16 protein-coding genes are annotated in these 19,255 nt (G+C 66.7%); 8 read left to right on the forward strand and 8 right to left on the reverse strand.

All coding sequences use genetic code 11. The features are described 5' to 3' along the window. Positions 1–490: 490 nt before the first annotated feature. The gene (gene dnaA, locus ACZZZB_RS10425; RefSeq protein WP_064294038.1) at positions 491–1,912 is read right to left on the reverse strand and encodes a chromosomal replication initiator protein DnaA; all 1,422 of its coding nucleotides are present in this window, start codon (positions 1,910–1,912) and stop codon (positions 491–493) included. A gap of 327 nt (positions 1,913–2,239) precedes the next feature. On the opposite strand from dnaA, the gene rpmH reads away from it, so the two are divergent. From rpmH to ACZZZB_RS10465, 8 genes are all read left to right on the forward strand, one after another. Then, complete coding sequence (rpmH, locus tag ACZZZB_RS10430) at positions 2,240–2,377, forward strand: 50S ribosomal protein L34 (protein WP_056010217.1); 138 nt, start codon at positions 2,240–2,242, stop codon at positions 2,375–2,377. 7 nt (positions 2,378–2,384) lie between these two features. Beyond that, positions 2,385–2,747 carry a ribonuclease P protein component gene (rnpA, locus tag ACZZZB_RS10435; protein ID WP_194642868.1) on the forward strand — a complete coding sequence of 121 codons (363 nt, stop codon included), beginning with the start codon at positions 2,385–2,387 and terminating at the stop codon, positions 2,745–2,747. After that, complete coding sequence (yidD, locus tag ACZZZB_RS10440; protein ID WP_192003999.1) at positions 2,744–3,055, forward strand: membrane protein insertion efficiency factor YidD; 312 nt, start codon at positions 2,744–2,746, stop codon at positions 3,053–3,055. The genes rnpA and yidD overlap by 4 nt, the downstream gene beginning before the upstream one ends. Before the next feature lie 9 nt (positions 3,056–3,064). Then, a complete protein-coding gene (gene yidC / locus ACZZZB_RS10445) occupies positions 3,065–4,048 on the forward strand; it encodes a membrane protein insertase YidC (RefSeq protein WP_064294040.1) in 984 nt (327 codons plus the stop codon). An 8-nt stretch (positions 4,049–4,056) separates the two neighbouring features. Then, entirely contained in the window at positions 4,057–4,560 is a 504-nt protein-coding gene (locus ACZZZB_RS10450) for a Jag family protein (protein WP_064294041.1), read from the forward strand. Between the two features lie 30 nt (positions 4,561–4,590). Then, positions 4,591–5,232 carry a 16S rRNA (guanine(527)-N(7))-methyltransferase RsmG gene (gene rsmG, locus ACZZZB_RS10455; protein ID WP_463529631.1) on the forward strand — a complete coding sequence of 214 codons (642 nt, stop codon included), beginning with the start codon at positions 4,591–4,593 and terminating at the stop codon, positions 5,230–5,232. A gap of 2,198 nt (positions 5,233–7,430) precedes the next feature. Next, positions 7,431–8,333, forward strand: coding sequence for a ParA family protein (locus tag ACZZZB_RS10460; RefSeq protein ID WP_274500041.1), 903 nt, complete (start codon positions 7,431–7,433; stop codon positions 8,331–8,333). Beyond that, positions 8,333–9,391 carry a ParB/RepB/Spo0J family partition protein gene (locus ACZZZB_RS10465; RefSeq protein WP_137242936.1) on the forward strand — a complete coding sequence of 353 codons (1,059 nt, stop codon included), beginning with the start codon at positions 8,333–8,335 and terminating at the stop codon, positions 9,389–9,391. Before ACZZZB_RS10460 ends, ACZZZB_RS10465 begins: the two co-directional genes overlap by 1 nt. 268 nt (positions 9,392–9,659) lie before the next feature. On the opposite strand, the gene trxA is transcribed toward ACZZZB_RS10465, so the two are convergent. From trxA to ACZZZB_RS10500, 7 genes are all read right to left on the reverse strand, one after another. After that, entirely contained in the window at positions 9,660–9,980 is a 321-nt protein-coding gene (gene trxA / locus ACZZZB_RS10470; protein ID WP_064294045.1) for a thioredoxin, read from the reverse strand. 45 nt (positions 9,981–10,025) lie between these two features. After that, positions 10,026–11,036, reverse strand: coding sequence for a thioredoxin-disulfide reductase (gene trxB, locus ACZZZB_RS10475; protein WP_137242937.1), 1,011 nt, complete (start codon positions 11,034–11,036; stop codon positions 10,026–10,028). 151 nt (positions 11,037–11,187) lie between these two features. Continuing rightward, positions 11,188–12,804, reverse strand: coding sequence for a murein biosynthesis integral membrane protein MurJ (gene murJ / locus ACZZZB_RS10480; RefSeq protein WP_463529632.1), 1,617 nt, complete (start codon positions 12,802–12,804; stop codon positions 11,188–11,190). Then, a complete protein-coding gene (locus tag ACZZZB_RS10485) occupies positions 12,797–15,136 on the reverse strand; it encodes a DUF6049 family protein (protein WP_463529633.1) in 2,340 nt (779 codons plus the stop codon). The genes murJ and ACZZZB_RS10485 overlap by 8 nt, the downstream gene beginning before the upstream one ends. 134 nt (positions 15,137–15,270) lie before the next feature. Further along, on the reverse strand, positions 15,271–16,950 hold the full coding sequence (locus ACZZZB_RS10490) for a DHA2 family efflux MFS transporter permease subunit (protein WP_137242940.1): 1,680 nt from the start codon (positions 16,948–16,950) through the stop codon (positions 15,271–15,273). A 76-nt stretch (positions 16,951–17,026) separates the two neighbouring features. Next, complete coding sequence (locus ACZZZB_RS10495; protein ID WP_086472467.1) at positions 17,027–17,752, reverse strand: IclR family transcriptional regulator; 726 nt, start codon at positions 17,750–17,752, stop codon at positions 17,027–17,029. Then, on the reverse strand, positions 17,749–19,239 hold the full coding sequence (locus tag ACZZZB_RS10500) for an APC family permease (protein WP_463529634.1): 1,491 nt from the start codon (positions 19,237–19,239) through the stop codon (positions 17,749–17,751). The genes ACZZZB_RS10495 and ACZZZB_RS10500 overlap by 4 nt, the downstream gene beginning before the upstream one ends. Between the last annotated feature and the right edge of the window lie 16 nt (positions 19,240–19,255).

Here is a 19,255-nt window from a genome sequence, read left to right on the forward strand (position 1 = left end):
GACGAGGTGCTGTGGAGAAGCGAGCCTGGGGAAAGGTTGTTTGGCGGAGAGATCATTGAATTAACGGTTAACAGTCTTAACCGGTGTGGAAACTGTGGATAAGTCCGCCGAACCCGCTCGAACACAGGGAACTACATGTGTGTAACTTGGTGGCGGCCTGTGGAGAGAACGACGCGAGGGTGTGGGACGCGGAGGCGGGTGAACGGTGTTCACTCACAAGCGTGCCCGGAGCTTCCACATCCCTCCACAGGTTATCCACAGGGCTGCGAGGCCGGAATGTGGACAGATCGGACGCGGATCATGTCGTCGAATGAGCGCTCGTCGTCGCCTGATGAACGAAATCGGCCCCTTGAGCGCACCGAGTGCGTCGAGGGGCCGGAAACGTTCATCAGGACGCCTCAGGCGCCGTAGCGGTTCCCCGGTCCCCGAGCCTGTCGAGGGCCCTTCGACAAGCTCAGGGACCGAGTGAGGCTCAGTGACCGAACAGGGGTCAGGCGCCGTAGCGGAGGTTCTGCTTGATGCGGCTCGTGAGCTCGGTCACCTGGTTGTAGATCGAGCGCTTCTCCTGCATGAGGTCGGTGATCTTCCGGTTGGCGTACATGACCGTCGTGTGGTCCCGGTTGCCGAACAGCTGACCGATCTTCGGGAGTGAGAGGTTCGTGAGCTCGCGACAGAGGTACATCGCGATCTGCCGCGCCGTCGCGACGGCCTGCGACCGACTCGAGCCGTACAGGTCGTCGACCGAGAGCTTGAAGTAGTCGGCCGTGGTGTTGATGATGTCGATCGGCGAGATGACGTTGTCGTCGTCGAGGCTGATGACGTCCTTCAGCACCGTCTGGGCCAGCGTCATGTCGACAGCGGTCCGGTTCAGGCTCGCGAACGCGACGACCCGGATGAGCGTGCCCTCCAGCTCACGGATGTTGCTCGACACCTTGGTGGCGATGAACTCGAGGACCTCGTCCGGGATGTGCAGCTTCTCGTTCTGCGCCTTCTTGCGCAGGATCGCGATGCGGGTCTCGAGGTCGGGAGCCTGGACGTCGGTGATGAGTCCCCACTCGAAGCGTGAACGCATCCGCTCTTCGAAGCCGGTGAGTGCCTTCGGCGGCAGGTCGCTGGTGATGACCACCTGCTTGTTGTGATCGTGGAGGGTGTTGAAGGTGTGGAAGAACGCCTCCTGCGTCTCCGCCTTGCCCTGGAGGAACTGGATGTCATCGATCAGCAGGATGTCGATGTCGCGGTACCGCGACTGGAAGAACGAGCCGCGGTTGTTGGCGATCGAGTTGATGAAGTCGTTCGTGAACTCCTCGCTGGACACGTACCGGACGCGGATCCCCGCGTAGAGGTTCATCGCGTAGTGGCCGATGGCGTGGAGGAGGTGGGTCTTGCCGAGCCCGGAGTCGCCGTACACGAACAGCGGGTTGTAGGCCTTGGCCGGCGCTTCAGCCACGGCCACCGCGGCCGCGTGCGCGAACCGGTTGGACTGGCCGATGACGAAGTTGTCGAAGCTGTACTTCGGGTTGAGTCGGGTGTCGTTCTCCCGCGCCGGCAGCGTGGGCGTCGGGGTCAGCTGCGGCTGCGGTGACTCGAGCGGCGCCGGGTCGATGTGCTGGAAGCCGGTCTGCTCGTACCGTTCCTCGACGATGTCGGGGTTGACGACGATCGCGTAGTTGCCGACGGGACCGCCGTCGACGATGGACGCGAGTGCGGCGAGGATCGGTGCCCGCATGCGCTGGTTGAGCATGCCCATCGTGAACTCGTTGGGCACCTCCAGGTAGAAGGTGCCGCCCATGATGCCCTTGGGGACGATGAGGTTGAGGAACCCGCGGAGCGGCGGGGTGATGCGGTCGTCGACGGAGAGGATCTCGAGCACCGATTGCCAGGTCTCAGCGATCGCATCGTCGGCGTCCGACATAGTTCTCCCCACACATACTCACAGGTTCATCCACAGGCTCTCCCCTGAGTATTCGGGGCTGAGCGCGGTGCTATCCACACGCTGTGCATAACCCGAGGGCTTACGCTAACAACACGTCGCCCCAGTCCCAAATCACTGTACGGCCGCCCTGCGTGTCACTGCTACAATTTCTGAGAATCCTGTGGATAATCATTCGTTTGGGCGCCGCTGGTTTGACCTTCGCGCGAGTAGACCGTAGGTTTAATCAGTTGACTTCTGCCCACGGGCACCCTTCCGTACCCTGCTGCCACCTGTGCAGTGGTGGGTCATGATCCGGAGATCGTAATTATGAGCAAGAGAACCTTCCAGCCGAACAACCGTCGTCGCGCCAAGAAGCACGGCTTCCGTCTGCGCATGCGCACGCGTGCCGGCCGCGGCATCCTGTCGGCTCGTCGCGCCAAGGGCCGCACCGAACTCTCCGCGTAGAGCCGTCGTGCTCGAGCGTGCGAGCCGGATCACGTCCGGCGACGACTACCGAGGGGTAGTTCGTCGCGGGTCCCGGTTCGTCGGCGAGCACACGGTCACGTACGTACGCATGAACCCGAAGGGCGGACAGCCGCGCTTCGGGTTCATCGTTGCGAAAACGGTCGGTAACGCAGTGACCCGCAATCTCGTCAGACGTCGCCTGAAGGCCATCTGTCACGACAGCGTCGTTCACGCTGCCCGCGGCGCTGACGTGGTCATCCGTGCGCTGCCGTCTGCAGCGACGGCTCCGTTCGCCTCGCTCCATGCCGAGGTCGATCGAGCCTTCGCCAAACGCGGCGTCATCGCCGAGGCTGCGGACGCGCACCGATGAACGGCGTCATCGCTGCCACCTGCCTCGCGCCCCGCAATGCTGCGGTGCTGGCGCTTCGCGGGTATCGCGCCGCGATCTCCCCGCTGTACGGCGACGTCTGCCGGTATTACCCCAGCTGTTCCGCGTACGCTCTGGGAGCGGTGCAGCAACACGGTGTCGTCGTCGGTTCGGCGATGGCAGCGGCGCGCATCGCGAGATGCCACCCCTGGGCAGCACCTCGTTTCGACGAGGTACCGCCCAAGAAGAACTTCCGGTACAGCGTCACTTCTCACGGATTTGTCGTGCAACCGAGCCACGGAAAGGGCTGACCCGCACCTATGGACATCATCGGCACAATTCTCTGGCCGCTCAAATGGGCGGTCGAGCTGCTCCTCGTGGGCTGGCACCTGCTGTGGACGGCCATCGGACTCGACCCCGCGGCCGGTCTCACCTGGGTGCTCTCGATCGTCGGGCTCGTCCTGGTCGTCCGTGCGGCACTCATCCCCCTGTTCATCAAGCAGATCAAGAGCCAGCGCAAGATGCTCGAGATCGCGCCGCAGATGAAGAAGGTGCAGGAGAAGTACAAGGGCAAGCGCGACCAGGCCAGCCGTGAGGCGATGTCCCGCGAGACGATGGAGCTGTACAAGAAGCACGGCACCTCCCCCGTCAGCGGTTGTCTGCCGCTGCTCGTCCAGATGCCGATCTTCTTCGCCCTGTTCTCCGTGCTCAACGACGCCCAGAAGAGCAAGGCCGGCGTCGGTCCCCTGAACGAGACCCTCGCCGTGCAGTTCGGCGACGCGAACCTGTTCGGGATCGCTCCGCTGCACACGAGCATGCAGGCGGCACTCGCCGGCAACCCGGTCAACTGGGCGGTCGTCATCATCGCCGCCGTCATGGTCATCCTCATGTGCGCGTCGCAGTTCATCACGCAGCTGCAGATCGTGTCGAAGAACATGTCGGCCGAGACGAAGGCCAGCCCGCAGTTCAAGCAGCAGCGGATCCTCCTCTACATCCTGCCGTTCGTGTTCCTCTTCTCCGGCTTCGCCTTCCCGCTCGGCGTCATGTTCTACTGGCTGACGTCTAACGCGTGGACGATGGTGCAGCAGTTCCTCGTCATCCGGAACATGCCGACGCCTGGTTCCGACGCTGCGAAGGCTCGTGAGGAGCGTCTCGCGCGGAAGGGCAAGCTCATGACGCCGAACGGCGACGTCATCTCGATCTCCGAGGCGCCGGTACCCGAGAAGAAGACCCCGACGCAGCGCCAGCAGCCCATGGGCAAGGCGCGTGCGAAGAAGCAGCAGACCGACGGACGAGACAAGTAGGAGTATCGGTGACTGACCAGGAACTGGCCCCGGCCCAGGACGAAGCACCCACCATCACGCAGCTCGAAGAAGAGGGCGACGTCGCAGCGGACTACATCGAAGAGTTCCTCGACATCTGCGACATCGATGGCGACATCGACATCGATGCCCGCAATGGTCGTGCGTACGTGTCGATCGACTCCCCCACGGAGAGCAACCTGCGTCTCCTCTCGCGTCCCGACACGGTCAACGCGCTGCAGGAGCTGACCCGCCTGGCTGTTCAGAACCGCACCGGTGGCTTCTCCCGGCTCATCCTCGACATCGGCGGATCCCGCGAAGCGCGTCAGCAGGAGCTCGGCGCCCTCGTGGAGCGAGCGGTCGAGCGCATCGAGGCTGGTTCCACCGAGGCGGCACTCCCCCCGATGTCGAGCTACGAGCGCAAGCTCGTCCACGACATCGTGTCGGCTCGCGGCTTCGTGTCCGAGTCGCACGGCGAAGGCCGCGACCGTCACACCGTCATCACCCGCGGCTGACGCGGCCTGATCGTTTCACGTGAAACTGCGATGACTGACGTGCCTGCAGGACTCGAACCGGAACCGGCGGAAGCGTCCGAGTTGTTCGGTGACCGGATCGATGTCGGTCGTGCATTCGCCGCGAACCTGGCGGAGTTCGGTGAGCCACTCGGGCTGATCGGGCCCCTGGAGCTTCCGCGTCTCTGGACGCGCCACATCCTCAACAGCGTGATCGTTGCCCCGCTCCTTCGTGCCGGCAGAGTCGGGGATGTCGGCACTGGCGCGGGACTGCCTGGACTGGTCCTCGCGATCGCCCGGCCGGACGTCGAGTTCGTGCTCATCGAGCCGATGGAACGTCGAGTCGCCTGGCTCAACGATCAGGTCGGAGTCCTCGGGCTCGAGAATGTCACCGTCGTGCGAGCGCGCGCTGAGGAGGTTCGTCTCGATGAGCCCCTCGACCAGGTGACCGCGCGCGCGGTCAGTGCGCTCCGCAAGTTGCTCCCCCTCACCGCTCCCCTGCTTCGGGACGGCGGAGAGCTGGTCCTCATGAAGGGTGCCGGCGCGCAGGCGGAGGTCGATGCATCGACCAAGGAGCTTCGCAAGTACCGGGTCTCCGGTGTCGAGGTTCGAACGCTTGGCGAGGGCGTTCTCGCGGAGCCGACCCGAGTCATCGTTGGAACCGTCCGCGGCTGAGGTCAGTCGGGAACGCTCGGGCCTCCGCGAGGGGCACCGCAGACAATCTTCCGCGGCTTGCGAGCTCTCGGGAGAATGGCTCCTGACGAACCGGCCCGGAACCTGCGGCCAATTCAGAGGTCCTGAGTTCGTCAGGAACGATTCTCCGGTCTAATTTGACACGAATCTGGGGTGCTGGGTGGGCCGGATTCGAGTGTTTTCTGACGTTTGCCAGCGGTAATGCTTCTGGTATCTCATATATGTTCTTCACTTGGCCTGTAGCCCCAGTCTTGTGACGCGGCGCCGGCACCGCGATCGACGGGCGGCGATGCTCCGCGCTTCGGTGGTCGGCGCCCCCAGACGTCGATGCTGTTGTGCGCGGTGGCCGGCCAGCTAGCTGCCCCCTCGGAGATGACGGACGAGTGCGGGTGGCAACGGTGGACCTCCCAGGTTGGTGATCCGGTCGGGCGTGTCAGTGATCTGTGGCCTTCGTTCGAACCCCGGGTAGGTCCGAGGCGTTCCTTGGTTGCAGGGAAGATGCGTCACCCCGTCCCCGTCCCACACGTTCAACTGACTCCCGGGGGTGCATCACGTGGCGGACCTGTCGTTGGAGAACTGCTGCGAGATGCGCATTCCGCCAGTTCCCTATGTGCCTGCGGGCCGACTGGCGCCCGACCGTCGGCAGGCTCATGTGCACCGGCGGGTCGGCGCTGGCTGAGGTGCGGGTGAGCTGCCGGCCGAAGAAGGAGAGGATGGTCGGCCTGTTGCTATCGCGTGCGTCGAAGGCGCCCCGGTCTTGGAGGCTCTGGCGCCGTGCGGTGCGGTCACGCCGGAGCCCCTGCTGCTACTCCGAGCGCTTTCCCCGACGGGGCTGCGACGCACGGTGCACGGCGGCCACTCGGCGTAACGATGTGTCGAAGTGCGCTGGCGCTGCGGAGGTCGTGCTCGTGACTCCTGTCAGCTTGGAATGAGCTGGTGTACTTCCGACTGACGATGCATGGTTCTGCGCCCAGATAGGCTCGGCGGAGCGTGCTTGCCGCCGGAAGGATGAGATTGAGCGACGTTTCACGTGGAACGTGGGACGATGCCACTCGCTTGAGTTCTTCGTTTTCAGGAGTGGTTCCTATCGGCCTGGAGTCGTGTGTCCCAGTTCACTCAGTGAGTGCGCTCCCAGGCCGTCGTGCCGGGACCGCCGCGGTGTTCGATGTTTCACGTGGAACATGGGTGGCGGTCTGCTCCTGCGCGGCTGTAGCGCGGCGGTGGAGACAAGTTGAGTTCGACGAGCACAGGGCGCGGTAGCAGGCTGGCCTGCGCTCGAGACTACCCCATCCGTTGCGTTGGTCCTGTCGAGAGTGTTTCACGTGAAACAGCGGGCGGGTACGACGGACCGCGTGTGGGATCGGACCGGTTGCGTGATGCTTTGTCGCTACCGCTCCCCCACTGTCGGATCACCCCGGTGAGGCGGACAGCGGGCTGTGGCCAGAGGCCGGAAAGGCGCCTATCGATGTGAGCCGCGGGACGGCTCGGCGTGCACGGAGTCTTGGTTTCACGTGAAACGCTGGCGCGGACTTGCGCCAGTCGTACAGCTCTCCACCATACGAGCGCGTGGAGATAGCGCCTGTGGATAACTCTGTGGACAGTTCTCGCACGTAGCCGGAGGAACCGGCGATCCTCCGTGAAGAACCGGGCCCCAACCGGCGTACCACCGAACTGTGGTCAACACGCACCGGGGCAAGAGCCTGGACGTACTGGACCCGGCGTGGCGCGATCGGGTGCGAACTTCCGCGGAAAGACGCGGATCTCTGACTGATTGCAGAGGCACTTCCCCCCATGGTTGTCAACATACGTCCGCCGGGCTCGTCTCGTGTTGATCTGACCAGCTTCGGCCTGCACGCCCGAGGCGCACGCGGTTCCGCGGCATCGGGAATCTCGGAGCCCTGTGGATAACCCTGTGGAAGAGAGAGGGCGAGGCGTCCCTTCTGGGCGCCATGCGGGGCGATCGACGACATGCGGGTGTCGCGAAACGGCGCTCGAGGGCCGCGACGCTTCCACACTCCCCCGATCGCTGTCGGAGATCGCTCCCCTGGCGTCAGCCCACGCTGGTACGGTTGAAGTACACGTTTCGAGCAAGAAGGTTTCACGTGAAACAACCCGAACCAACGCATTCCGCGGCTCCCGAGCGCGACTCCGTTGGTAGCGCCTTCGACGCGTCCACGCCGTTGGCTCGCGAGCTCCATCATCTGACTGAGAGGCGTAAAGCCTTGGCTCACGCAACCTTGCCGACGCCCGACCACACTCGGGTCTTCACGGTCTCCAACCAGAAGGGTGGAGTCGGCAAGACGACGACCACCGTCAACATCGGCGCCGCCCTCGCCCGTTCGGGTGCACGTGTCCTCGTGATCGATCTGGATCCCCAGGGGAACGCGTCCACCGCACTCGGCGTCGAGCATCACTCGGATGTCCCGAGTGTCTACGACGTCCTGATCGACGACTTCCCCCTAGCCGATGTCGTCCAGCAGAGCCCCGAGTTCCCCACGCTCTTCTGCGCTCCCTCGACGATCCATCTCGCCGGCGCGGAGATCGAACTCGTGTCACAGGTCGCGCGTGAGCACCGTCTCCGCACGGCCCTCGAACAGTTCATCCAGGACGCCGAAGAGCCGTTCCACTATGTCTTGATCGATTGCCCGCCGTCCCTCGGACTCCTGACGATCAATGCCTTCGTCGCGGCCAAGGAAGTCCTCATCCCCATCCAGTGCGAGTACTACGCGCTCGAGGGATTGAGTCAGCTCCTCAGTAGCATCCAGCTGATCCAGCGGCACCTGAACCCAGGGCTCGCCGTCAGCACCATCCTCCTGACGATGTACGACGGGCGCACCAACCTCGCGCAGCAGGTGGCTCAGGACGTCCGAGACCATTTCACCGGGCAGGTTCTCGAGTCGGTCATCCCACGAGCGGTGCGTATCTCTGAAGCCCCCAGCTTCGGACAGAGCGTCATCAGCTACGACCCCACGTCGCTCGGCGCGGTGTCCTATCTCGAAGCAGCGGCGGAGATCGCCAACCGATGGGCCGCAGGCTCCTCCGATACACCCGATACGAACCACCCTGAGGGAGTCAGTCACTGATGGCAACGAAACGAACTGGACTCGGTCGCGGGATCGGTGCACTCATTCCGACGACGAGTTCAGACTCGCAGGCGAACCGTCCCGTCGACGTCTTCTTCCCCGACAACCAGGGCACTGCCCGCAAGGCAGCGAAGGACGCGGCTACCGCCGCTGCGGACGCCGCCGCAGCAGAGGCGGCGGCAGCTGACGCCCCCACTGCACCGGACGCCGCTGCTACCACGGCAGATGGGCCGCAGCTCGTGGCCGTCCCCGGTGCCCGGTTGGCGTACCTCTCCCCCGAACTGATCGTGCCGAACGCCAACCAGCCGCGCACGGTCTTCGATGAGGACCACCTCGCCGAACTCGTCACGAGCATCCGTGAGGTCGGCGTACTGCAGCCGATCGTGGTCCGGCCGATCCCTGGCGACGACGAGCGATACGAACTCATCATGGGTGAGCGGCGTCTTCGCGCTTCGAAGGAGGTGGGTCTCGACCGCATCCCCGCGATCATCAAGGACACCGCCGACGAGGACATGCTGCGCGATGCGCTGCTCGAGAACCTGCACCGATCCGAGCTGAATCCGCTCGAGGAGGCTTCTGCATACCAGCAGCTCCTGGCCGACTTCGGAATCACCCAGGACGAGCTTGCCAACCGCATCGGTCGTTCCCGCCCCCAGATCAGCAACACCATCCGCCTGCTCAAGCTACCGGCGGCCGTGCAGCAGCGCGTCGCTGCCGGTGTGCTGAGCGCCGGACATGCCCGCGCCATCCTGTCGCTGACCGATCCTGAGGCACAGCAGCGCTTGGCCGACAAGATCGTGAACGAAGACTTGTCGGTGCGTGCCGCGGAAGCTGCGGCGGCTCAGGGCGTTCAGGCGAAGAAGCCGCGTCCGATCGCCGGATCGCGACGCGGGCAACTCGACGAAATCGCAGACCGCCTCGGCGACCGTCTGAACACCCGCGTGAAGGTGACGCTCGGCGCGAAGAAGGGACAGATGGTCGTGGAGTTCGCGACCATCGCCGACCTCAACCGAATCCTGAGCGAGCTTGGCGAGTCGGGATTCGGTCAGTCCTCCTGACGCTGTTTCACGTGAAACATGGGCCAGTCGGCCGCGGGGTACCGTATGCCCTTCGACAAGCTCAGGGACCAAGGCGGCGGAATCCGTGGATTGGCGGACGGCCGCCCCATCTCGGTTACTGAGCCTGTCGAAGTGCCGCGCGCGTGCTCTGTGATTGATAAAACCTGATCAGAGCGATAATTCGGGATGTTTCACGTGAAACACCCCGACAACGAAGAACCGCCCGACTCGGATGAGTCGGGCGGTTCCGTGATCTAGAAAAACCTGATCAGGCGAGGAAAGCTGCAAGATCCTTCTCGAGTGCTGCCTTCGGCTTGGCACCGATGACGGTCTGCACGACCTCGCCGCCCTTGAAGACCTTCATCGCGGGGATGGAGGTGATCTGGTACTTCATGGCCAGGTTCGGGTTCTCGTCGACGTTCAGCTTGAGAACGGTGATCTTGTCGCTGTTCTCGGAACCGATCGTGTCGAGGATCGGGCCGACCGCGCGACACGGACCGCACCAGGCGGCCCAGAAGTCGACGAGGACGGGCTTGTCGCTGTTGATGACCAGTTCGTCGAACGTGGCCTCGGTGACTGCATCTGACATGAGTGTTCTCCTTCGTGGTGGCCAGGCCGACAGCCTGGCCGTCGATCAAACGGTGGTGGTGAGCACTGGGTCGGCCGGCTGCGGACGACCGGCCGTCTGTGCTTCGCCGATGGCCGACGCTTCCCCAGCAGCCTGCTCGAGGTCTGCGAGGTAGTGCTCCGCGTCGAGGGCGGCGATGGTGCCGCTGCCGGCCGCGGTGATGGCCTGTCGGTACGTGGGGTCGATGACGTCGCCCGCGGCGAAGACGCCGGGGAGGTTGGTCTTCGACGAGCGGCCCTTGACGGCGATCGTGCCCTCGGGGGCGAGCTCCAGCTGCCCGTGGATGAGGTGCGTGCGCGGGTCGTTGCCGATCGCGATGAACAGGCCACCGAGCGGCAGATGGGTCTCCGTGCCGTCGGTGGTCGAGCGCAGCGTCACGCCGTCGACCGCGTCGGCACCGGTGATGCCGGCGACTTCGCTGTTCCAGATGAACTCGATCTTCTCGTTCGCGAACGCACGGTCCTGCATGATCTTCGACGCCCGCAGGGTGTCCTTGCGGTGGATGACGTACACCTTCGACGCGAACCGTGTGAGGAAGGTGGCCTCCTCCATGGCGCTGTCGCCGCCGCCGATGACCGCGATCGTCTTCTCCTTGAAGAAGAAGCCGTCGCAGGTGGCGCACCAGGACACACCGTGGCCGGAGAGCCGCTCTTCGTCTTGCAGACCGAGCTTGCGGTAGGCGGAGCCGGTGGCGAAGATCACGGTGTGGGCCTCGTGCACCTGTCCGTTGCCGAGGGTGACCGTCTTGACGTCGCCGTCGAGCTTGAGCTCGGTGACGTCGTCGTAGAGGACCTCCGTGCCGAACCGCTCGGCCTGCTCCTGGAGCTTCATCATGAGCTCGGGGCCCTGGATGCCCTCGGGGAAGCCGGGGAAGTTCTCGATCTCGGTGGTGTTCATGAGCTCGCCGCCGGCCTCGACCGATGACGCGACGAGCAGCGGCTGCAGCGAGGCGCGGGCAGCGTAGATCGCCGCCGTGTAGCCGGCGGGTCCTGATCCGATGATGATGACCTGACGCACGATGCTCCTCAGTGGTTCGTGGGCTCCCGGACCAGGTGGGTTCCGGGGTTCCGAGTGGTGTAACACATCCTAACCGGCCGCTATTCCGCTCCCCCCGGGGCCTCGGGCAGCTCTCAGCCGGTGTGCGTGAGGTGGTGTCGACGCGTGGGTGTCAGCGCCCGAACCGGGCGAGGACGGGCGCCAAGGCCGCCTTGAGCTCCGGCGTGCGCAGGAGGGCGAGCACCGCGAGGTACACGGCGGCCATCGCCGCCCCGACGACGGCCATGGTGACGATGGCGCCGGGGATCGTGGCGGTCGGGAACCCCTCCTCGCTGACACCGCCGAGCAGCAGCAGCACGACGACTCCGACCACAGCCGCAGGCACGGCGGCGGCGATGAACCGGACCAGGCTCAGGACGATACGTCGGCCGTCGAGACCCCCCAGCCGGCGCCGGAGCAGCAGTGCGGCGACCACGGTCTGTGCGATGCACGCGATCGTGATGGCGAGCGCGACGCCGGCACCCACCAGATGCGGTGGGAGGACCAGGAGCACGATCAGCGCCAGGAGGACGAACAGGAGGGTCTGGAACAGGGTGAAGAAGAAGGGCGTCTTCGTGTCTCCGAGGGCGTAGAAGGCGCGCTGGAGGACGAAGAGGATGCAGAAGGGCACGAGTCCGATCACGAACGCGATGATGATGCCGCCCATCGCCTGCGCCTGTTCGAACGTCTCGGCGAAGACACTGCCGAACGGCACGGCGACCACCATGATGACGGCCGCGGCGAGCACGATGAGCACGCTCACGACGCGGATGGCCCCGGAGATGTCGGCCTGCAGCCGCTGGATGTCCCGTCCGCGATCGCGTGTGCCTTGCGCGTGCTCGCTCATCCGCGTGAAATAGGCCGTCGCGATCGAGACGGTGATGATCGAGTGCGGGAGCATGAAGATCAGCCAGGCGTAGTTGAGGATCGCGACCGAGGGTCCCTGCTTGCTCACGGAAGCGACGATCTGGGTCTCGACGATCCCCGCACCGGTCGTCAGGAGCAGCATGCCGAAGGTCCAGCTGGCGATCCGCCCAGTGGCGCGGAGGCCGACGCCTCGCCACTGGAAGTCCGGTCGGAAACGCAGTCCGGCTCGACGCCAGAACAGCATGAGGAAGGCGGCCTGGACGACGACGCCGAGGGTAGCGGAGCCTGCGAGGAGCACCGTTCGACCGTCGGTCCACTCGCTGACCGCGAGGTCGCCGCGGCCGTACAGCGTGATGAAGGCGATCAGCCCGGCGATCGCGATGACGTTGTTGAGCACCGGTGCCCAGGTGAACGGCCCGAACATCTTGCGTGCGTTCAGGACCTCGCCGAGGACGGTGTAGAGCGCGTAGAACAGGATCTGCGGGAGACACCAGTAGGCGAACGCCGTCGCGAGCGCGAATTGATCAGGAGACAGCGTCGCGGCGACGATGAACACGAACACGGGTGCGAGCAGGGTGATGAGCGCGGTGGCCCCGCCGATGAAGACGAGGGTGATGGTGACGAGCTTGTTGATGTACGCGTTGCCACCGTCGGCATGGATCCCCGCACGGACGATCTGCGGCACGAGCACGGCGCTGAGCACGCCGCCACCGATGATGACGTAGATCGTGTTCGGGAGCTGGTTGGCGATCGCGAAGGTGTCGCCGATGACCAGGACGCCGATGGCCTGAGCCACGAGGATCGCTTTGACGAAGCCGAGCAGTCGGGAGACGAGCGTTCCCGAGGCGAGGAGCGCGCTCGCCCTGCCGATGCCGTCAGCCATTCGTCTCCTGTCGTCCGGGTGACGACTCTACCGGGGGCTCACCGCCGGGGGGCTGACCGCTGTCCGGAGCATCTGCGGAGGCGGCGGAGGCGGCACCCGGGCCGCGTCGCTTGGCTCGTCGACTGAGGACCATGCGGACCACACCGCTGACGAACAGCAGGGCGACGAGCAGGGCGAGGACGACGGCACCGATGCCCTCCCAGTCGGCGCGGACGTTCACGCCCACGAAGGACTGTTCACCGATCGCCTGCCCGCTGGTGCTGAAGAGTTGCAGACGGAGGGTGACGTCGCCGTTGCCGATCTGCGACTGCACGGGGACGAGCACGGTGGCGCGCGAGTCCGCGGCGATCTCCTGCGTCACGGAACCGGAGATGCTCAGTCGACCGTTGCTCGGCGAGGCCTCCATGACCACGGTGACGGGATAGGGCAGGTCGTTGCGCACGGCGAACGGCAGGGACACCTCGCCGCCGACCATGTTGATGCGACTGCTGTCGGTGACGCGCACCGACGCGAGGACCGTGTCCGTCCGTTCCTGCTGTGCGGTGACCGCCGATCCCCAGCCGCCCTCCGCACGCAGCCAGCCGGCCGCGAGGGTGGAGAGCAGGGTGGCGCGCTCCCGTCCGGTCAGCAGCTCGGGTTCGTCGAGCACCGAGGAGAAGGCGGTGACGTCCTGTTCCTCGTCGAGGAGGACCTGCACATCGGACACGCGTTCACTGTCGGGTGCCATCGCCCCGAGCGTCGCCGCGGCCGGAGGCTCGGCGAGCGTCGCCGCCAGGGAGGTCTGCGTCGTGGCCGGCAGGGAGCGGAGCGCGTTCACGGTGTCGGCGAGGGCGGGCAGGGTCGCGTCCACTCCCCGAGGCAGCACGGCGACGACCGTTCCGCCGGCCGAACCCTCCGTGCCGATGGCGGCCGCCCGCGCGTTCACGTCGGCGATGGCGCTCTCGAACGCGGCGTCCGTCGTGGCCGCGGCGGCCTCGTCCAGTGACTCGGCAAGGCCGTGGTCGGCCAGCAGCGTCTGTGTCGTGCCGACCGTCGCCGAGGCGCGCACGGACTGTCCGGTGTCGGTCGTGTTCGCGGAGTCGAGCATCGTGACCGTTCCGCCCGATGCGGCGAAGACGGCGAGATCCGCATCGGTCACCGCGCCTCCCGCCCACACGATGCTGGGGAGCGAGTAACTCCACCTGAGGAGCTCGTCCATCGTCGGAACGGTCGGCACCGCCTGGCCGGGCGTCTCGGAGGGGCTCGGTGTGGGTGTCGGCTCGTCCGACGGAGTGACTGCCGCCGACGGGTCGGACGCTGTGGCCGGCGAGGACCCCGCCTGCGGCGTCGGCTGGACGTCGTCGGGCCCGGTGGTCGGTGACCCGGTCGGGGTGGGCGTCTCGGTCGGCTGCACGACGGGGAAGTCGGCGACGTTCAGGGCGAAGGAGAACGAACTCGGGGTCAGCAGGCGGTCGAGGCCGGCTTCGGCCTGCACAGCGGGTTCGGCGTCGCCGTACTGGAGCGCGAAGGTCTCGTTCGGTGCGGCCTCGAGGCGGGCGAGCCAGGCGACGGCGCTCTCCGGTGCGCGCGTGCCGAGCGCGCGGACGGACGCGATGATGCGTGGGTCGATCCCGAGCGCGATCTGCTCGCCGAACAGTGCGTCGAGCTGCGTCGTGAGCGCGCCGTCGTCGGCCGTGAGCTCGGTGAGTTCGTCCGCATCGAGGAGACCGCCGTAGCTGAGGGGCACGGTGAGCGGGGCCACGAGCGCGACGGTGGCTGACGTGGGTTGTCCTTGCGCCCGCCAGACCAGCGCCGTCCGACCTCCGGCTGCCGTGTCGCCCGCGACGTAGCCGGCTGAGACGCCGTAGGAGCCCCACGCGTCGGCGTCGTCGAAGCCCAGCGCCGGAGGCGTGAAGTCGAGCCCACTGACGACGTACTGCTGTCCGGCGATGAGCTCGGGGATGTCGATCGTCCGTACCACGGTGGTGCCGGCGGGCGTCGCAGCGGCGTCCGCCCCGGTCGTGTCGAGCCAGGCGTCGAGCGCCGCGGTGCCCGTGATCCGCGCCGTGGTGACCGCCACGGACACGGAGCCGGCGGGGAGGTCGGCGTCGGTGCCGTTCGTGAGCGTGATGCCGAACGAGGTGAGGGACGAGGGTTCGACCGCTCCTCCGTCGCTCGGGCTCACCTCGACGGACACGAGGCCGTCGGGAGTCGATGCCGTGTTCGCGCTCAGCTCGGGCGAGGCGACTGCGCCGGAACCCGTGGACCATGCGCCGGCGGACACCACGGCGAACGACAGCGCGGCTGCGGCGAGGGCGCTGAGGAGGCGTGGGCGGTGGCGGTGGCGTGTCATGGGCGGTGGGGACGGTCCGCTCGGGCGGAGCCGTCCGGTGACGATTGTACGGGGGCCTCCCAGTCGAACCTGGGTGCTTGTGTCCTGGGAGACGCCGATGCGGAGGTCGCCGGGGTGTGAGGCGGCCTCGAGCCCTACGTCCGCGAGGTCGGGTCGGACGTTTCAGAGGAGTCCGTCCCGTCCACTCGTGCTCCGGCGTCGCCCGGTCGGTCCTCCCGGCGCCCCGCGCCGAGCGACAGGGTGGCGAGGAAGCCGACCGCCAGGAATCCTGCGGCCGCGAACGCCGCGAAGCGTGTGCCGTCCGACAGGGCGATCCTGGCGTCCTCGGCGACCGTCGCGGTCGCCGGGTTCGCGTCGAGACCGGCGATGGCGGCGCCCGAGCTGTCGACGACACTCGTCACGAGAGCGTCGCGCTGCGCGGTCGGCACACCGGCGTCCTCGAGTCGTCCGTCGAGGACCGACGCCGTGCTCACGAAGAGGATGGTCCCGAGGACGGCGATACCGAGTGCCGAGCCGATCTGCCTCGCCGTGCTCTGCGTCCCGGAACCCTGGCCGCTCTGCTCGACGGGCACGTCCTTCAGGACGACGCCCGTCAGCTGTGCGGTGGCGAGACCGACGCCGAAGCCGTAGACGAACAGGAACGGCACGATCGCGAACCATTCGGTCGCCGGCCCGACGACCAGCCCGATGCCCGCGACACCGATGATCTCCGCGACGATGCCGACGCGGACGATCAGGACGGGCGCGACCCGGTTGCCGAACGCGCCGGCGAACCCGCTCGCGACGAAGGAACCGATCGCGAGGGCCAGGAGGATCAGACCGGTCTGCAGCGCGCTGTAGCCGAGGACGAACTGGAGCCAGATCGGCAGCGAGAGGATGATGCCGAACTCCCCCAGCGAGACGATGAGGGCGGCGATGTTGCCGTTCCGGAACGACGGCAGCGAGAACAGGGAGAACGCGATGATCGTGCTGCGCCCCTGGCGCATCCGGTGGCGTCCCCAGAGGACGAACGCGACACCTGCGACGACCGTGACCATGAGGGCCACAGGTACCGGTGAGAGGCTGAACGGCCAGGTCCAGTCCCCGATGACGAGCGGGTTGTCCGTGAGCCACCACCCGAGACTCCGGCCCTCGATGAGTCCGTAGACGAGGGACGCGCTCGTCAGGATCGACAGGACGGCTCCGACGGCGTCGATGCGGTCGGTCGCGGGTTCTCGGGACTCCCCCACGAACAGGAGGAGTCCGACGATGATGAGGACACCGAGCGGCACGTTGATCCCGAACGCCCAGCGCCAGGAGAAGTCGGTGGTGAGCCAGCCGCCGAGGAGCGGACCGACCGCCACCATGCCCCCGATCGTGGAGCCCCACACCGCGAAGGCGATCGCACGGTCGCGGCCTCGGAAGGTCGCGTTGATGATCGAGAGGGTCGTCGGCAGGATCATCGCGCCGCCGACGCCCTGGATGACCCGGGACAGGATCAGGAGGTCGCCCGTCGGCGCGATGGCGGCGAAGACGGAGGCTCCGCCGAAGACCACGACACCGACGAGCAGCATGCGACGACGGCCGAACCGGTCGGCGAGCGTGCCGAACACGATCAGCAGTGCGGCGAAGACGAGCGTGTAGGACTCCTGGACCCACTGCACCTGGGTCGAGGAGATCCCGAGGTCGTCGACGATCGACGGGATCGCCACGTTGACGATCGTCGAGTCGACGATGATGAGGGCGACGGCGATGCTGATGACGACGAGGCCGAACCATTTGCGACGGTCCGACGGCGAGCGCTCAGGCTTCGCGGAAGGCGTGGACTCCGTCATGCGCGGAAACGATCAGCTGGCTGCATATTCTGATTATGCGCCTTCTCGAGGCTGATGTCACACGGACGTCCGGCGGTCAGACGAGGAGCGGCTGCAGCTGACGAGAGCCGTCGATCAGGAGGTCGAGGAGTGCGGCGGGGCGCTCGATCCGCTCACTCGGTGCCGAGAGCGACAGCCCCGCGACGAGACCGCCGCGGTCGTCCCGGATCGGGACCACGAGGCAACCGTGACCGGGCGTGACCTCACCCACTTGCCGTGCGTACCCGAGTCGTTCGACGTCGTGGATCAAGGGCTCGGCGTCCCGGAACGGCCGCTGGACGAGTCCTGACCAGTCGTATCCGCCGTGAGCGAGCTCGTGCAGGAGCAGACGCCCGATCGCGGAGGTGTCGAGGCGCCTGACGATCCGCTGCTCGTCACTCAACGGGAAGTCGGGATCCGCATCCGCGATCCTGATCCGATCGCCCTCGTAGCGCACGAGGTGGACCCCGCCTCGCACGCTCGACCGCAAACGTCCGATCACTTCGCGCGCAGCGAGCGGGGGTGGTGCTGGAGCGACGAGATGGGCGAGTTCGACGACCTTCCGCCCGAGCGCGAATCCGCGCAGGTCGGGCATGCGGACGAGGTATTCGTCCTGGACGAGGAGGTTGAGGAGTCGGTAGGTGGTCGCCCTCGGCATGTCGAGTCCGGCAGAGACCTCCTGCGCCGTCACACCGGCACCGCATCGCGCGACCTCTTCGAGTACGGTGAGCGCGCTGTGCACGGCTTTCGGTTGTCGGGCGCGGAGCTCGCCCGCGCCGCTCACCGGTGCTCCGCGGACGGTCCGCCGAGCACGTCGGCGCTCACCGTCTCGTCGTAGACCCCCACGGTCGAACTCAGCCACGGTCGGCGTCGATGCCGGATCGCCCAGATCGCGATGCCGACCGCCATCGTGACGAGGAACACCCAGACGCCGACGCCCCGTTCGCCGGTGCTCTCGACGACCAGATAGACGACGAGCGCGACGGACAGCAGCACCCCGGCCACCACCGCTCGCAGGAGCGGCCAGAGCGTCAGTTCTCCGATCCGCCAGAGGAAGACCGGGGCTGCGATGCAGACGAGGACGTAGGCGGTGATGTACCCGGCCGCGGCCACGACGATGAGGACCTGCATCGCCGCCCAGGCTCCTCCGGTCAGTACGAGCGCGAGCACCGAGACGGGCGTGACGATCGCCAGAGCCGAGATGATCGCCACATGGGGCGTACGGAACCGGCCGTGCGTGGTCCCGAGGCGCGACGGGAGGACCCCCTCTCGACCCATCGAGAAGACGACCCGCGAGAACGCCGTGATGGAGGCGATCGCACAGGCGAGGAACGACGCCGCGACGGACAGGTCGAGCAGCAGCCCCATCCATTCGACGCCGAAGGCCAACGCCAGGTCGTTGATGGGTGTCCGGGTCGCGGTGATGTCCTCCCCCAACGCCGCGAAGCCCGCCAGCTGACTGTACGAGGTGACGAGGAAGAGGAGACCCGCGCCGACGACCGTCCAGACCAGGGACCGGGGGATGCTCGCGAACGGCCGGCGGGCTTCGACGCCCAGCGTCGAGGAGCTCTCGAATCCGACGAAGGCGGTCACGGCGAGGACCGATCCGACCGCGAGGTGTTCCGGGGAGGCGTCCAGCCCGAGCACCGCCCAATCGGGCGTCGGTCCGAGCTGCGACAGGAGCACGCCCACGAGGATGAGGATGGTCGCGACTGAGGCGCTCTCCACGATCAGGGTCACCCGGGTGGACAGGTGGATCCCGCGGACGAGCACGACGAGGCAGACGACGGCCATGCACACGAGGAGTGCGGAAACGACACCCGTCGAACTCGGCATACCGGGCCAGAACCGGTGCAGCAGGATCGACAGGTAGTACCCGGCACCGGCCAGGGCGAACATGGCGATGAAGCCGTACCCGATGAGCAGCGCGACGCCCGTGACGAAGGCCGCACCCGTTCCGAGCCCCTTCGACACGAAGGTGTACAGCGAGCCGGTTGCGGCGATGCGCTTCGCGAACACGTTCACGGTGGTGGCGACGAGCAATGACAGCAGCATCGCGATGGCGAGCGACCACATGGTCGCCCCGCCCGCGGTCACGGTGACGATCAACGGGATCGTCGTCGCAGCAGCGGACGGCGCCACCGCCGAGACGGACTGGGCGAACACGTCGATGAACCCGACACTGCGCCGCTGGAGGCCGTCGACCGGTGACCGGGACTCGAGACCACGGACGCTCGGAGGATTGCTGATCGCGCGTTCCAGAGCCGTCACGTCCCTCACCTCCTCC

It is taken from the genome of Plantibacter sp. AC185, assembly GCF_979258065.1.

What these genes read in the sequence shown, in the direction of transcription:
- yidC (WP_064294040.1), top strand. Translation starts at nt 3,065, where the DNA reads ATGGACATCATCGGCACAATTCTCTGGCCGCTCAAATGGGCGGTCGAG.
- dnaA (WP_064294038.1), bottom strand. Translation starts at nt 1,912, where the DNA reads ATGTCGGACGCCGACGATGCGATCGCTGAGACCTGGCAATCGGTGCTC.
- trxA (WP_064294045.1), bottom strand. Translation starts at nt 9,980, where the DNA reads ATGTCAGATGCAGTCACCGAGGCCACGTTCGACGAACTGGTCATCAAC.
- yidD (WP_192003999.1), top strand. Translation starts at nt 2,744, where the DNA reads ATGAACGGCGTCATCGCTGCCACCTGCCTCGCGCCCCGCAATGCTGCG.
- ACZZZB_RS10485 (WP_463529633.1), bottom strand. Translation starts at nt 15,136, where the DNA reads ATGACACGCCACCGCCACCGCCCACGCCTCCTCAGCGCCCTCGCCGCA.
- murJ (WP_463529632.1), bottom strand. Translation starts at nt 12,804, where the DNA reads ATGGCTGACGGCATCGGCAGGGCGAGCGCGCTCCTCGCCTCGGGAACG.
- ACZZZB_RS10490 (WP_137242940.1), bottom strand. Translation starts at nt 16,950, where the DNA reads ATGACGGAGTCCACGCCTTCCGCGAAGCCTGAGCGCTCGCCGTCGGAC.
- ACZZZB_RS10465 (WP_137242936.1), top strand. Translation starts at nt 8,333, where the DNA reads ATGGCAACGAAACGAACTGGACTCGGTCGCGGGATCGGTGCACTCATT.
- rsmG (WP_463529631.1), top strand. Translation starts at nt 4,591, where the DNA reads ATGACTGACGTGCCTGCAGGACTCGAACCGGAACCGGCGGAAGCGTCC.
- rpmH (WP_056010217.1), top strand. Translation starts at nt 2,240, where the DNA reads ATGAGCAAGAGAACCTTCCAGCCGAACAACCGTCGTCGCGCCAAGAAG.